The sequence below is a fragment of the Streptomyces sp. NPDC006798 genome (genome assembly GCF_040635975.1).
GTDB lineage: Bacteria > Actinomycetota > Actinomycetes > Streptomycetales > Streptomycetaceae > Streptomyces.
This window is the reverse complement of record NZ_JBEYIS010000005.1, coordinates 149,123-163,367: the sequence shown is the minus strand read 5'-3', so window position 1 is coordinate 163,367 and position 14,245 is coordinate 149,123. Positions and strand designations below refer to the sequence as shown.

Annotated in this window: 11 protein-coding genes; 6 read left to right on the top strand and 5 right to left on the bottom strand. The window is 71.9% G+C overall.

Annotated elements, in window-relative coordinates; translation table 11 throughout:
* Positions 1–58: 58 nt before the first annotated feature.
* Positions 59–3,202, bottom strand: a complete 3,144-nt coding sequence (gene ileS / locus ABZ714_RS05125) for an isoleucine--tRNA ligase (RefSeq protein WP_358823762.1) — start codon at positions 3,200–3,202, stop codon at positions 59–61.
* 558 nt (positions 3,203–3,760) lie between these two features.
* On the opposite strand from ileS, the gene ABZ714_RS05120 reads away from it, so the two are divergent.
* The 5 genes from ABZ714_RS05120 to ABZ714_RS05100 all read left to right on the top strand — a co-directional run bounded on the left by ABZ714_RS05120 (position 3,761) and on the right by ABZ714_RS05100 (position 9,037).
* Positions 3,761–4,573, top strand: coding sequence for a TraR/DksA C4-type zinc finger protein (locus ABZ714_RS05120; protein ID WP_358823761.1), 813 nt, complete (start codon positions 3,761–3,763; stop codon positions 4,571–4,573).
* A 55-nt stretch (positions 4,574–4,628) separates the two neighbouring features.
* Positions 4,629–5,276: a signal peptidase II gene (gene lspA / locus ABZ714_RS05115; protein ID WP_358823760.1), complete on the top strand. Its 648-nt coding sequence runs from the start codon at positions 4,629–4,631 to the stop codon at positions 5,274–5,276.
* Positions 5,277–5,435: 159 nt separating this feature from the next.
* A complete protein-coding gene (locus tag ABZ714_RS05110) occupies positions 5,436–6,377 on the top strand; it encodes an RluA family pseudouridine synthase (RefSeq protein ID WP_358823759.1) in 942 nt (313 codons plus the stop codon).
* Positions 6,378–6,565: 188 nt separating this feature from the next.
* Complete coding sequence (locus ABZ714_RS05105) at positions 6,566–8,152, top strand: Na+/H+ antiporter (protein ID WP_358823758.1); 1,587 nt, start codon at positions 6,566–6,568, stop codon at positions 8,150–8,152.
* A gap of 90 nt (positions 8,153–8,242) precedes the next feature.
* Positions 8,243–9,037: an SDR family oxidoreductase gene (locus tag ABZ714_RS05100; protein ID WP_358823757.1), complete on the top strand. Its 795-nt coding sequence runs from the start codon at positions 8,243–8,245 to the stop codon at positions 9,035–9,037.
* 55 nt (positions 9,038–9,092) lie between these two features.
* Here ABZ714_RS05100 and ABZ714_RS05095 read toward each other — a convergent pair whose 3' ends face one another.
* Positions 9,093–10,190 (bottom strand): mechanosensitive ion channel domain-containing protein, encoded by a 1,098-nt coding sequence (locus ABZ714_RS05095; RefSeq protein ID WP_358823756.1) that lies wholly within the window; start codon positions 10,188–10,190, stop codon positions 9,093–9,095.
* A gap of 23 nt (positions 10,191–10,213) precedes the next feature.
* Between ABZ714_RS05095 and ABZ714_RS05090 the strand changes: the two genes are divergently transcribed.
* Positions 10,214–10,804, top strand: coding sequence for a dienelactone hydrolase family protein (locus ABZ714_RS05090; RefSeq protein WP_358823755.1), 591 nt, complete (start codon positions 10,214–10,216; stop codon positions 10,802–10,804).
* A gap of 60 nt (positions 10,805–10,864) precedes the next feature.
* On the opposite strand, the gene ABZ714_RS05085 is transcribed toward ABZ714_RS05090, so the two are convergent.
* The 3 genes from ABZ714_RS05085 to ABZ714_RS05075 form a co-directional block, all read right to left on the bottom strand.
* Positions 10,865–11,683: a DsbA family protein gene (locus ABZ714_RS05085; protein ID WP_358823754.1), complete on the bottom strand. Its 819-nt coding sequence runs from the start codon at positions 11,681–11,683 to the stop codon at positions 10,865–10,867.
* Positions 11,684–11,897: 214 nt separating this feature from the next.
* Entirely contained in the window at positions 11,898–12,587 is a 690-nt protein-coding gene (locus ABZ714_RS05080; RefSeq protein WP_358823821.1) for a hypothetical protein, read from the bottom strand.
* Positions 12,588–12,747: 160 nt separating this feature from the next.
* Positions 12,748–14,106, bottom strand: a complete 1,359-nt coding sequence (locus tag ABZ714_RS05075; protein ID WP_358823753.1) for a DUF2252 domain-containing protein — start codon at positions 14,104–14,106, stop codon at positions 12,748–12,750.
* Positions 14,107–14,245 lie beyond the last annotated feature (139 nt).

Sequence of the window (14,245 nt, the reverse complement as noted above, 5' to 3'; positions counted from 1 at the left end):
CGCGAGGGGCGCGCGGTGCGGCGTACGGGATGAAACGGAACGGGCCGTGGCCCGCCGGTCAGACCTTACGGAGGTGGAAGGTCAGCCCGAGGGGTTCGTCGGTGAAGGCGGGCCCGAACGTGTCGTCCGGGGCGCCGTCGGTGAAGGAGGTCGCGAGGACCTCGTCCGCGATCAGCCCGGTGTGCTCGGTGAGCGCCCGGCCCGTCGACTCGTCGGACGCGGACCAGACCACCGCGATCCGGTCCGCCACATCGAGACCGCTGTTCTTCCGGGCCTCCTGGATCAGCCGGATCGCGTCCCGGGCGAGCCCGGCCAGCCGCAGCTCGGGGGTGATCTCCAGATCGAGGGCGACCGTCGCGCCCGAGTCGGACGCCACCGACCAGCCCTCGCGCGGGGTTTCGGTGATGATGACCTCGTCCGGACCGAGGGTGATGGTCTCGCCCTCGACCTCCAGGGTCGCCGTACCGGAGCGCAGCGCCAGCGACAGGGCCGCCGCGTCGGTCTCGGCGACCGCCTTGGCGACCGCCTGCACCCCCTTGCCGAACCGCTTGCCGAGTGCCCGGAAGTTGGCCTTGGCGGTGGTGTCCACCAGGGATCCGCCGACCTCGGAGAGCGCCGCGAGCGACGAGATGTTCAGCTCCTCCGTGATCTGGGCGCGGAGTTCGGCCGAGAGGGCGTCGAAACCACCGGCGCCGACCAGGGCCCGGGAGAGCGGCTGCCGGGTCTTGACGCCCGACTCGGCCCGGGTCGCCCGGCCCAGCTCGACCAGCCGCCGGACCAGGATCATCTGCCGGGAGAGCGCCGGGTCGACCGCCGAGGCGTCGGCCGTCGGCCACGTGGTGAGATGGACCGACTCGGGGGCGTCCGGGGTGACCGGGACGATCAGGTCCTGCCAGACCCGCTCGGTGATGAACGGGGTCAGCGGGGCCATCAGCCGGGTCACGGTCTCGACGACCTCGTGCAGGGTGCGCAGCGCCGCCGCGTCGCCCTGCCAGAACCGGCGCCGGGAGCGGCGGACGTACCAGTTCGACAGATCGTCGACGAAGGCCGAGAGCAGCTTTCCGGCCCGCTGGGTGTCGTACCCCTCCATGGCCTCGGTGACCTCGCCGACCAGGGTGTTCAGCTCGCCGAGCAGCCAGCGGTCGAGGACCGGGCGGTCGGCGGGGGCCGGGTCGGCGGCGGACGGGGCCCAGCCGGAGGTACGGGCGTACAGGGCCTGGAAGGCGACGGTGTTCCAGTAGGTGAGGAGGGTCTTGCGGACCACTTCCTGGATGGTGCTGTGGCCCACCCGCCGGGCCGACCAGGGCGAGCCGCCCGCGGCCATGAACCAGCGGACGGCGTCGGCGCCGTGCTGGTCCATCAGCGGGATCGGCTGGAGGATGTTGCCCAGGTGCTTGGACATCTTCCGGCCGTCCTCGGCGAGGATATGGCCGAGGCAGACCACGTTCTCGTACGACGACTTGTCGAAGACCAGGGTGCCGACGGCCATCAGGGTGTAGAACCAGCCGCGGGTCTGGTCGATGGCCTCCGAGATGAACTGCGCCGGGTAGCGCTTCTCGAAGAGCTCCTTGTTCTTGTACGGATAGCCCCACTGCGCGAACGGCATGGACCCGGCGTCGTACCAGGCGTCGATGACCTCGGGCACCCGGGTCGCCGGAGCGGAACCGGGACACTGCGGGCAGTCGAAGGTGACGTCGTCGATGAAGGGGCGGTGCGGATCCAGCCCGGACTGGTCCTCGCCGGTCAGCTCCGACAGCTCGGCACGGGAGCCGACACAGGTGAGGTGCCCCTCCTCGCAGCGCCAGATCGGCAGCGGGGTGCCCCAGTAGCGGTTGCGGGAGAGCGCCCAGTCGATGTTGTTGTTGAGCCAGTCGCCGAACCGGCCGTGCTTGACCGAGTCGGGGAACCAGTTGGTGTTCTCGTTCTCCTCGATCAGCCGGTCCTTGACCGCGGTGGTGCGGATGTACCAGGACGGCTGGGCGTAGTAGAGGAGAGCCGTGTGGCAGCGCCAGCAGTGGGGGTAGCTGTGCTCGTACGGCTGGTGGCGGAAGAGCAGACCGCGGGCGCCGAGGTCGGCGGTGAGCGCTTCGTCGGCCTTCTTGAAGAAGACCCCGCCGACCAGCGGCAGCTCCTCGTCGAAGGTGCCGTCGGGGCGGACCGGGTTGACCACCGGCAGGCCGTAGGCCCGGCAGACCTTGAGGTCGTCCTCACCGAAGGCGGGCGCCTGGTGGACCAGGCCCGTACCGTCCTCGGTGGTGACGTAGTCGGCGTTGACCACGAACTGCGCGGGCGCCGGGAAGTCGACCAGGTCGAAGGGGCGCTGGTAGGTCCACCGCTCCATCTCGGCGCCGGTGAACGACTTCCCGGTGGCCTCCCAGCCCTCGCCGAGCGCCTTCTCCAGCAGCGGCTCGGCGACGACGATCTGCTCCGTGCCGTCGGTGGCCACCACATAGGTGACCTCCGGGTGGGCGGCGACCGCGGTGTTCGACACCAGGGTCCACGGGGTCGTCGTCCACACCAGCAGCGCCGCCTCGCCCGCGAGCGGGCCCGAGGTGAGGGGAAGCCGGACGTAGACCGAGGGGTCGACGACCGTCTCGTACCCCTGGGCCAGCTCGTGGTCGGAGAGGCCGGTACCGCAGCGGGGGCACCAGGGCGCCACCCGATGGTCCTGGACCAGCAGGCCCTTGTCGAAGATCTGCTTCAGCGACCACCAGACGGAGTCGATGTACTCCGGCTTCATGGTCCAGTAGGCGTCGTCGAGGTCGACCCAGTAGCCCATCCGCTCGGTCAGCTCGGCGAAGGCGTCGGTGTGCCGGGTCACCGACTCGCGGCACTTCGCGTTGAACTCGGCGATGCCGTACGCCTCGATGTCCTGCTTGCCGGAGAAGCCCAGCTCCTTCTCGACGGCCAGCTCCACGGGCAGGCCGTGGCAGTCCCAGCCGGCCTTCCGGGCCACGTGGTAGCCGCGCATCGTACGGAACCGGGGGAAGACGTCCTTGAAGACGCGGGCCTCGATGTGGTGCGCGCCCGGCATCCCGTTGGCGGTCGGCGGGCCCTCGTAGAACACCCACTCGGGGCGGCCCTCGGACTGGGCGAGGCTCTTGTCGAAGACCTTGTTCTCGCGCCAGAAGTCGAGGACGGCGTGCTCCAGGGCGGGCAGATCGACCTGGGCGGGCACCTGGCGGTACTGCGGGGGTGTCATGGGCGAACTCCTCCGGCGGACAGATTCTCTTCCGTCGGAGGGACGAGAGCCTCCGGCTCCCGCGGTACCACCCTCCTTGGCGGCGCGCTGCGCACCGCCCCCTCATTGGGGTCGCGACGCCGGTTCTACTCGCCGTACGGGCTGACCCGCGGCTTTCTTCCGGCGGCTCCGGGGTGATGCTTCACCTCGCGCTCGCCCCCGGGCTCGCACCGTCCCCGGGTCGCTCATGGCTGCGTACGAAGCTACTCGTCCCCATCCAAGCCTTTCGCTCCGCCCAGTGTAAGGGCCCGGCGAGGGCCCGGCCGACCGGGTTTCCGGCGCCGGCGGCCGGGCCCGCCGGGGCGACCCGAACGGTCCAGCGGCGCTCAGGCGGCCCGGCGGGCCCTGTCAAGGGGCGGATTACCCGGCGGGGAGCCGGGCACAACGGAGAAAGGTCCGTTTCACCGGTGCCGGGGCGGGTGCGGTGGCGGCGTGCCCCGTTTGCCGCGGGGCTGGGGTCGATTTATCGTCCCAGCACGATTCGCGAGCAAGATCACGATATGTGAAGGGGCCGCGGCCATGGTGGCGAAGAAGACCGCTGCGAAGAAGACCGCCGCGACGAAAGCCGCTGCGGAAAAGGCGCCATCGGCCCCCTCGGTGCCCGCCGCGCCCGCGAAGAAGGCGGCCTCGAAAACGGCCGCGAAAAAGGCGCCGGGGAAGAAAACGGCCGCCAAGAAGACGGTGGCGAAGAAGACCGCCGCCGGGAAGGCCGTGGCGAAGAAGACCGCCGCCGGGAAGGCCGTGGCGAAGAAGGCCGCGGTTGGGAAGAGCGCCGCGAAGAAGACCTCTGCCAAGAAGACCACCGCGAAGAAGACCGCCGGTACCGCGAAGAAGTCCGTGACGGAGACGGGAGCCAGAACTGTGGGAGCGAAGAAGACCGTGGCCGTGGGCGAGGGCTCCACGGCGGTGCCCACCGCCCGCGCGGCGGCGCCCGCCGACGAGCTGGCCGTACGCCCCGGTGAGGAGCCGTGGTCCCCGGAGGAGGTGGCCGAGGCCAGGGCCGTACTGGCGGCGGACGTCGCCCGGCTGAACGCGGAGCTGGCCGCCTCCGACGCCGCCCTGGCGGGGCTGATGCGGGACTCCGGCGGCGGCGCGGGCGACGACGACGCCGACACCGGTACCAAGAACATCACCCGGGAGCACGAGCTGGCCCTCGCCGCCAAGGCCCGCGAGAACCTGGAGCAGACCGAGCGGGCCCTGCTCCGGGTGGCCGCGGGAACGTACGGGAGCTGCGAGAACTGCGGCAAACCGATCGGAAAGGCCAGGATGCAGGCGTTCCCCCGGGCCACGCTCTGTGTGGAGTGCAAGCAGAAGCAGGAGCGGCGGGGCTGAGCCGGGGCGGGTGACGTACCCTCGATCACAGTCAGGCACTAGTTGAGGGACTCACGTGACAGAGGCGGAGCGCATCATCGGTACGCCGGAGACACCGGGCACGTCCGACCCGTCGGAATCGTCCTCCGCCGAGCACGCGGCCGATGCCGCCGACGCGGCGGAGACGGCGGACGCCGCTCCGGAGGCCGGTGAGGGTCCCGAGGCGGACGAGCCCAGGGGCAGGCGCCGGATCGCCGTTCTGGTCGGTGTCGCCGTCGTCGCGTATCTGATCGATCTGATCAGCAAGATGATCGTGGTCGCCAAGCTGGAGCACCAGCCGTCGATCGAGGTCGTCGGCGACCTGCTGAGGTTCACGGCGGTACGGAACCCGGGCGCCGCGTTCGGTATCGGCGAGGCGTTCACGGTGATCTTCACCCTGATCGCCGCCTCGGTGATCGTGGTGATCGTCCGGCTGGCCCGGAAGCTCTACAGCCTGCCCTGGGCCGTGGCGCTCGGCCTGCTGCTCGGCGGTGCGCTCGGCAATCTCACCGACCGGATCTTCCGGTCGCCGGGGGTCTTCGAGGGCGCGGTCGTCGACTTCATCGCCCCCGCCCACTTCGCCGTCTTCAATCTCGCCGATACGGCGATCGTCTCCGGCGGCATCCTGATCGTGATCCTGTCCTTCCGCGGTCTCGACCCGGACGGCACCGTCCACAAGGACTGACGGGCCCGGCCGCGCCAACCGGCCGGCCGCCCGTGCCCGCGTACGGAGCGGCCGGGGTCGTACGGAAACGGCCCCGCGGCGCCGCACCGGCCGGGCCCCGTGGTCGCGCGAGGCGGCCGTGGTCCGGTCCGGGGCCCCGGGCAAGGCATACTCGGACGGGTGAGTACGCACCCCGAGATCCGCACCCTGCCCGTACCCGACGGCCTGGAGGGCGAGCGCGTCGACGCCGCCATCTCCCGCATGTTCGGATTCTCCCGGACGAAGGCCGCCGAGCTGGCCGCAGCGGGGAAGGTGCAGGTCGACGGGGCGGTCGTCGGCAAGAGCGAGCGGGTGCACGGCGGGGCGTGGCTGGAGGTCGAGATGCCGCAGGCGCCCGCCCCGGTCCAGATCGTGGCGGAGCCCGTGGAGGGCATGGAGATCGTCCACGACGACGACGACATCGTGGTGATCGTCAAGCCCGTCGGGGTCGCCGCCCACCCCAGCCCCGGCTGGACCGGTACGACCGTGATCGGCGGGCTGGCCGCCGCCGGATACCGGATCTCCACCTCGGGCGCCGCCGAGCGCCAGGGCATCGTGCACCGGCTGGACGTCGGGACCAGCGGGCTGATGGTGGTGGCCAAGTCGGAGCGCGCGTACACCCTGCTGAAGCAGCAGTTCCGGGAGCGTACGGTCGACAAGCGGTACCACGCCCTGGTGCAGGGGCACCCCGATCCGATGAGCGGCACGATCGACGCGCCGATCGGCCGGCACCCGAACCACGACTACAAGTGGGCCGTCACCGCCGACGGCAAGCCGTCGGTCACCCACTACGACCTGATGGAGGCGTTCCGGGCGGCGTCCCTGCTGGACATCAAGCTGGAGACCGGCCGTACGCACCAGATCCGGGTCCATATGTCGGCGCACCGGCATCCGTGCGTGGGCGATCTGACCTACGGGGCCGATCCGACCATGGCGAAGCGGCTGGGGCTGACCCGGCAGTGGCTGCACGCGGTGCGGCTGGGCTTCGAGCATCCCTCGGACGGCCGCTGGGTCGAGTACGCCAGCGAGTACCCGGACGACCTGCGGAAGGCCCTCGACCGCATCGCGGCCGAGAGCGAGTAGGCCCCGGCTCCGTCCGGGCACCCCGTAGCGCCCGCCCGCGACCCGTCCCGCGCCTCGCGGGTCCCGCCGCGGCCCGGCCCGTACCGGCCCCCGGTCGGCCCATCGCCACCCCTGGACACAAGGCGCGAAAGCGGACGTTCATGGCAGGCTGAGGAGGTCGTCGGGAGGCTCTCCGGCCGGAGGGGTGTGTGGACCAGGTCGCGCTGCTGCTGGGGCTGCTCTTCGGCGCCGTCGTGACCGTGCCCCTGGGCGACCGGCTCGATCTCCCCCCGCCCGTCCTGATGAGCCTGATCGGGGCGGGCGTGGCGTTTCTCCCGTTTGTCCCCGATGCCGACATCCCGCCCGAGTTCATCCTGCCGCTGGTGCTGCCGCCCCTGCTCTACGCGGCGGTGCAGCGCACCTCCTGGCGGCAGTTCACCGCCAACCTCCGGCCGATCCTGCTGCTCGCGGTCGCCCTGGTCTTCGTGACCACCGCCGCGGTGGCGGTGGTCGTCAACGCGATCGTGCCCGGGCTGCCGATCGCCGCCGCCGTCGCCCTCGGGGCGCTCGTCGCGCCGCCCGACCCGGTCGCCGCCACCGCGGTCGCCGGACGCCTCGGGCTGCCGCGCCGACTGGTGTCGATCCTGGAGGGCGAGGGGCTGTTCAACGACGTCACCGCGATCGTGCTCTACCACGTGGCCATCGCCGCCGCCGTCACCGGCAGCTTCTCCTGGCCGTCCGCCGCCGGGCAGCTCGTCCTCTCGGCCGTGGTGGCGGTCGCCGTCGGGCTGGCCACCGGCTGGCTCTGCAACCGGCTGATGGGCTTCCTCGGCGATGCCACGCTCCAGGTCGGGCTGACGCTGATGGTGCCGTATGTGAGCTATGTGGTCGCCGAGGAACTGCACGGCTCCGGGGTGCTCGCCGTCCTCACCACGGCCCTCTTCCTCGCCGAGCACGCCGCCGACGCGGACGACGTGCTGGGACGGCTCGCCGGAAATACCTTCTGGGGCATTGTGGACACCCTGGTCACCGGGGCCGCCTTCGGACTGATCGGCCTCGAACTGCGCAAGGTGTTCGGCACCGCCGACGGCGTACTGCCGCGGATGCTCGGCTGGGGCGCGGTGATCACCGCCGTGGTGATCGGCGTACGGCTGCTCTGGCTGCTGCCCGCCACCTGGCTCGCCCAGCGGCTGCACTCCAAACGCGACTACGACGAGGACATCCCGGTCTCCTGGCGCGAGACCGTGGTGATGTGGTGGTCGGGGATGCGCGGGGTGGCGTCCGTGGCGCTGGCCCTGGCGATCCCGCTGACCACCGACGACGGCAGCCCCTTCCCGGGCCGTGACGAGATCGTCTTCATCGCCTTCGTGGTGATCCTCACGACCCTGCTGCTCCAGGGGCTGACCCTGCCCTGGCTGGTCCGGCGGCTCGGGGTACGGGCCGACGCCGACGCCGAGCGCGATCTGGAGCACCGGCTCGCCCTGCGCGCCGCGGCGGCGGCCAGGCACCGGCTGAAGGAGATCGAGGAGGTCGAGGAGCTGCCGGAGGAGGTGAGCGAGCGGCTGCACCGGACGGCGTACGAGGTCGGCGCGCGGATCAGCCCCGAACTCGTCGACGAGGAGCGCCGCGACTGGTACGCCCGGCGGGTGGAGCGGCTGCGGTCGGTCCAGCGGATCCAGCGCGAGATGCTCTCCGCCGCCCGGCACGAAGTGCTGGCCGCGCGGAGCGAGCCGGGTGCCGACCCGGAGATCGTGGACCGGGTGCTCCGGCATCTGGACGTCCGCAGTCTGCGATAGGCGGTGCCGGTGCCGGTGCCTCCGGACACGCCGGGGCGGGCGGGCGCGGCTGCCCGTACCGGCGGGAGGGCCGCTCGTAGGATCCGGTCCATGGCACGCACCGTGGTGATCAGTGGCGGGGGTACCGGGATCGGGCTGGCCGCGGCGGACGTCTTCGCCGCTGACGGGGACCGGGTGGTGCTGCTGGGCCGCCGGGCGGACGTCCTGGCCCGGGCGGCTGGGTCGCTGCCGGGTGCCGCGTACCATCCGGCGGATCTGAGCGTGCCGGACGACGTCCGGCGGGCGGCCGCGTTCGTCGAGCGGGAGTACGGGACGGTGGACGTCCTGGCGCACTGCGCGGGCGGCGACGGGCTCCGTACGGAACCGGGCACGGATACGGATACGGAGCCGCGCGCACCCGGCCCGGACGAGACCGGCCTCGTCGATCCGCTGGCCGCCGTCGCCGACGCGTGGGAGCGCAACTTCCGGCTCAACACCCTGACGGCCGTACTGCTCACCGAGGCGCTCCGGGAGCATCTGGCCACCCCCGGCGGCCGGGTCCTCTTCGTCAGCTCCATCGCCGCCTACCGGGGCTCCGGCCGGGCGGCGGGGTACGGCGCGGCCAAGGCGGCGCTCCATCCCTACGCCTTCCGGCTGGCGCGCGAGCTGGGACCGCGCGGGATCACGGTCAACGCGGTCGCCCCCGGCCTGGTCGAGGAGACCGACTTCTTCGGTGAACCCCTCCCCGAGGAGCGCCGCGCGGCCCTGGCCGCGGAGACGGCGACCGGCCGCGTCGGCCACCCGGGGGACGTCTCCCGGACCCTGCACTGGCTGGCCTCCACCGCCGCGGCCCACATCACGGCCCAGATCGTCCAGATCAACGGCGGCGCCGAACGCGGCCACTGACCCCGCAGGCCACCGTCTCGCCACCGTCCCACTGGCCGGGCGCCCCGGGCCGGGTTCAGCTCGCCGGGCGGGGGCGCGGCGGGCTCTCGTCATGGCGCCGGGGGATGTCGTCCGGCCGGTCCGGGGCGGGGATCGTGGCGATCCGGGGGAGGGCGTACGGATGGTATTCGTACAGCCAGGCGATCATCCGCTCCCGGACCTCGCAGCGGATCGTCCACAGATCATCGGAGTCCTTGGCGGTCACCACGGCCCGGACCACGATGGTCGACGGGGTGGTGTCCGTGACCGCGAGCGACTGGTCCCGGCGGTCCCACGCCGGATGGTCGCCGATGATCTCCGCCAGCCGCCGCCGCATCTCGGCCACCGGAGCCGAGTGGTCCAGATGGAAGAAGACGGAGCCGGTCATCTGGATCCCGCCGCGCGACCAGTTCTCGAACGGTTTGCCGGTGAAGTACGAGACCGGCATGGTGATCCGCCGCTCGTCCCAGGTCCGGACCGTGAGTGCGGTCAGGGTGATCTCCTCGACCGTGCCCCACTCCCCGTCCACGACCACGACGTCCCCGATCCGGACCATGTCGCCGAAGGCGATCTGGAGCCCGGCGAAGAGATTGCCGAGGGTGGACTGCGCGGCGACACCGGCGACGATGCCCAGGACACCGGCGGACGCCAGCATCGAGGTGCCGACGGCCCGCATCGCCGGGAAGGTCAGCAGCATCGCCGCGACGGCGACCACGCCGACGACGGCGATCACCACCCGCTGGATCAGGGTGACCTGGGTCCGGACCCGGCGTACCCGGGCGGCGTCGCCCGCTCCGGCCGCGTACCGCCGGTAGACGGACTCCACCACCGCGGTCGCGATCCGGACCACCAGCCAGGCCGAGGCCCCGATCAGGGTGAGGGTCAGCAATTGGCCGATACCCCGCTCGTGGCGTTCCACGATCCCGATCCCGGTCTGCCGGTACGCGCCTCTCAGCAGCGCCGCGCAGAGCACCACCTGGAGCGCCGGGCGGCCCCGGCGGAGCAGGCCCCACAGCGGGGTCTCGGGGCGCCGGGCGGCGGCGCGCCGCAGCAGCAGATCGGCCAGCCAGCCCACCACCACGGTGAGCAGGACCGAGCCGCCGATGACGATCAAGGGACGTAGCGCGTTCTCCATGCAGGGACACGTAACCTGACCCGATGGACATCATGCTTTTTCATTCGGTCTACGGTCTGCGGCCGGCCGTACGGGCCGCCGCCGCCCGCCTGGAGGAGGCGGGGCACCGGGTCCGGACACCCGATCTGTTCGAGGGGCGGACCTTCGAGACCGTCGAGGAGGGCATGGCCTTCAGTGACGAGCTGGGCCGGGACGAGCTGCTGAAGCGGGCGGTGATCGCCGCCGCGCCGCACTCCGGCGGCGGGCTGGTCTACATGGGCCTGTCGCTGGGCGCGTCGGTGGCGCAGAACCTGGCCCTCGGTGACGAGAAGGCGGTCGGGCTCGTCCTGCTGCACGGGACGTCGGACATCGCCGAGGGCGCCGAGGCGGACGGGCTGCCCGTACAGTTCCATGTCGCCGACCCGGACGTCTTCGAGCCGCACGACTGGCAGACGGCCTGGTATCTGGGGATGGGCCGGGCGGGGGCCGACGCGGAGGTCCACCGCTACCCCGGCGCCGGGCACCTCTATACGGATCCGGACCTGCCGGACTACGACGCGGAGGCCGCCGAGCGGACCTGGCGTACCGTCCTGGCCTTCCTCGACGAGCTGGCCTCGGCGGACGGCCGGGACTGAGCACCGTACGGCGCGGCCCCCCGGAAGCGTGACGCCTCCGGGGGGCCGCGCCGTGCCGGATCAGCTCGCCGCGCCCAGCGCCTTGTCGAGCGCCTTGTTGTAGTCCGCCGGGGTCATCGGCGTGTCCTTGCCGTTGGTGGTGACCTTCTTGCCGTCCATCTTCATCGTCGGCGTCCCCTGCACACCGCTCTTCTCGAACTTCGCCGACATCTTCATCGCCCAGGCGTCGAAGGTGCCGTCCTTGACGTTCTTCTCGAACGTCGCGTTGTCCTTGAGCGCCGGGACGGAGTCCGCGACCTTCAGCAGATACGAGTCCTTGGCGAACTCGTCCTTGCTCTCCTCGGGGAAGAACTCCTTGGAGTAGAGGGCGGCCTTGAAGTCGGCGAACGCCTCGGGGCTGACGTCCAGCGCCGCGCCGAGCGCGCTCAGCGCGTTCTTGGAGCCCTCGCCGGAGGCCATCTTGTCGATGAAGGTGGCGCCGACGTACTGGACCTTGTACTTGCCCGCGGCGATGTCCTTCTTCATGGTCTCGCCCACGCTCTGCTCGAACGAGGCACAGGCCGGGCAGCGGGAGTCCTCGTACAGCTCCAGGGTCTTCTTCGCGTCCGCCTTGCCGAGGACCACGGTCGTCCCGTTCTCGCCCGAGGTGTTCTTGGGCGCGGTGACGTTCTTGGCGTCCTTCGCGGCGTCCCAGCCGTCGGGCTTGTTGGCCTGCATCACGCCGTAGCCGATACCGCCGGCCAGGGCGAGGACGCCGACCGTCGACCCGGCGACGATCAGCTGGCGGCGCAGCCGCTCCTTCTTGGCCTGGCGCTCGCGCTCCACCCGGATCCGCTCGCGGGCCGCCGCCTTGTTGGCCTTGCTGTTCCGTGCGCTCATGCTGCATTCACTCCGTGTAAAAAAGGGGGGACGAATCCCGCAAGGGGGACATGGGGGATATCGGGATATGGCCGTGTCCGGGACGGGGACGGCCATGGATACGGCGGAATCGGCCGGTACCGCGCGGGCCGGGGCGACCGCGGTCCCCGGGGTCAGGGGGGAGTCGTGATCGCGGAGACAACCTGCGGAAACCCGCGAAAGTCCGCGGGGACCGCTACGCGGCGAGTACGAGGGCCGCCGGGCGCGGGGGACCCCGCCGTCCCAGGGCGTGCACCAGCAACAGGGTGCGGAAGGTGGTGTTCCGGGGGGCGGGACGCGGTCCGCGCCCCGCCGGGCGGTGCGCCGCCGCCACCACGGCGACCGCCAGCAGCAGCGGCCGGAAGGCGTACGCCTCCAGGGTCCGGGCCACTCCCGCCAGCGCCGTCTCGCCCTGCCAGAGCCAGGCCGAGGCCAGCAGCCCGACCGTGATGTGCACGGCCAGCAGCAGCCAGGGGGTGGCCGGGCCCGGCGAGGCCAGCAGCGATACGGGGCCGCCGCCCGCCGACGGCGCGCCCGTCAGCCGGGTGCCGATCGAGCCGTCGCAGAGCACATCCAGCCCGAGGGCCCGCAGGGAGCCGGTGACCGGCCCGCCGCTGGGGCCGTAACACGCGCTCTGGCTGCCGTTGAAGACGGTGTCGGCGGCCAGCTCCAGCGGTACCAGCAGACCGGCGATGCGCCAGAAGCCGCGCTCACGGCCCGACAGGGCGTAGGCGACACCGAAGACGCCCGCCGCGAGCGCGGCGACGGTGAACCACGGCAGCGGGGCTCCGGAGAGCAGCACATGCGAAGCCGCGGACAGGGTCACGACCACCGCCGTGAAGACCGCCGCCCGCAGCAGTCGCAGCCGCGTACCCGAAACGTCCATCGTCAGTGAGTGTGCCATGCCCGGGTGAAAGGAGGCTTAAAAGCCCGGTGCCGTATCACCGGGAGTGACGGCCCGGTCGCGATACCGTCCCCGGCCCTGGTCCGGGCGCCCTCCCCGGCCTCCTCGACGGCCTCCTCGACGGCCGAGGGCAGGGCCCCGCTCACAGCCCCGGTATCCGGCCGTTGCGGAAGAGGTCCACGAAGATCTGGTGGTCGTGGCGGGCCCGCCGGCCGTAGTCGTGCGCGAAGTCGACCAGCAGCCGGGGGAAGCCCTCCTCGTCGGCGGCGATCGCGGCGTCGATGGCCCGCTCGGTGGAGAACGGCACCAGGGAGTGGCCGCTCTCGTCGTCCGCGGCGCCGTGCATGGTCGCCGTGGCCCGGCCCAGGTCGGCGACGACGGCCGCGATCTCCGCCGGATCGTCGATATCGCCCCAGCCGAGGTCCACCGCGTACGGCGAGACCTCGGCGACCAGCTGACCGGCGCCGTCCAGCTCGGTCCAGCCCAGCCACGGGTCGGCGTGGTCCTGGAGGGCGCGCTGGGAGATCACGGTGCGATGGCCCTCGTGGTGGAAGTACTCCCGGACGGCGGCGTCGGTGACATGCCGCGAGACCGACGGGGTCTGCGCCTGCTTCATATAGATCACGACATCGTTCTCCAGCGCGTCGCTGTTCCCCTCCAGCAGGATGTTGTACGACGGCAGACCGGCCGATCCGATCCCGATCCCGCGCCGCCCCACCACGTCCTTCACCCGGTACGAGTCGGGCCGGGCCAGGGACGCCTCGGGCAGGGTCTCCAGATAGCCGTCGAAGGCGGCCAGCACCTTGTAACGGGTGGCCGCGTCCAGCTCGATGGAGCCGCCCCCGGCCGCGAAGCGCCGCTCGAAGTCCCGGATCTCGGTCATCGAGTCGAGCAGTGAGAACCGGGTCAGGGACCGGGCGTCGCGCAGCGCGTCCAGCAGCGGGCCCTGGGCGGTGTCGAGGGTGAAGGGCGGCAGATCGTCCTCGCGGGCGCCGGTCGCCAGGGCGCTGATCCGCTCCCGGTAGGCGGCGGCGAAGATCGTTACCAGCTCGGTGATCTGCCGGTCCGCGAGCGCCTTGGTGTAGCCGATCAGGGCCAGGGAGGCGGCGAGCCGCTTCAGATCCCAGGTGAACGGGCCCACATAGGCTTCGTCGAAGTCGTTGACATTGAAGATCAGCCGCCCGTTGGCGTCCATGTACGTACCGAAGTTCTCGGCGTGCAGATCGCCGTGGATCCACACCCGGCTGGTCCGCTCGTCCAGATACGGTCCGGCCGCCATCGCGTCGTCGCCCCGGCCGGCGTGCTCCCGCTCCAGGTCGTGGTAGAAGAGGCAGGCCGTGCCCCGGTAGAAGGCGAACGCCGACGCGGCCATCTTCCGGAACTTGACCCGGAAGGCCGCCGGATCGGCGGCCAGAAGCTCGCCGAAGGCCGTACCGAAGACGGTGAGGATCTCCTCACCGCGGGTCTCGGCCGTGATCTCGGCGGGATGCGGAACGGGCATCGCGGTGTGCCTCCTGCGACAGGGCGGAACGTGGGTCCCGGCCGGGGCGGCTGCCCACCGGCCGGGAGTGGTCTTACGCCCCCTCCAACGCCCGGCGCGCTCCGGAGGTGCCCGGACCCGGCGGGTCCGGGCGGCCGTC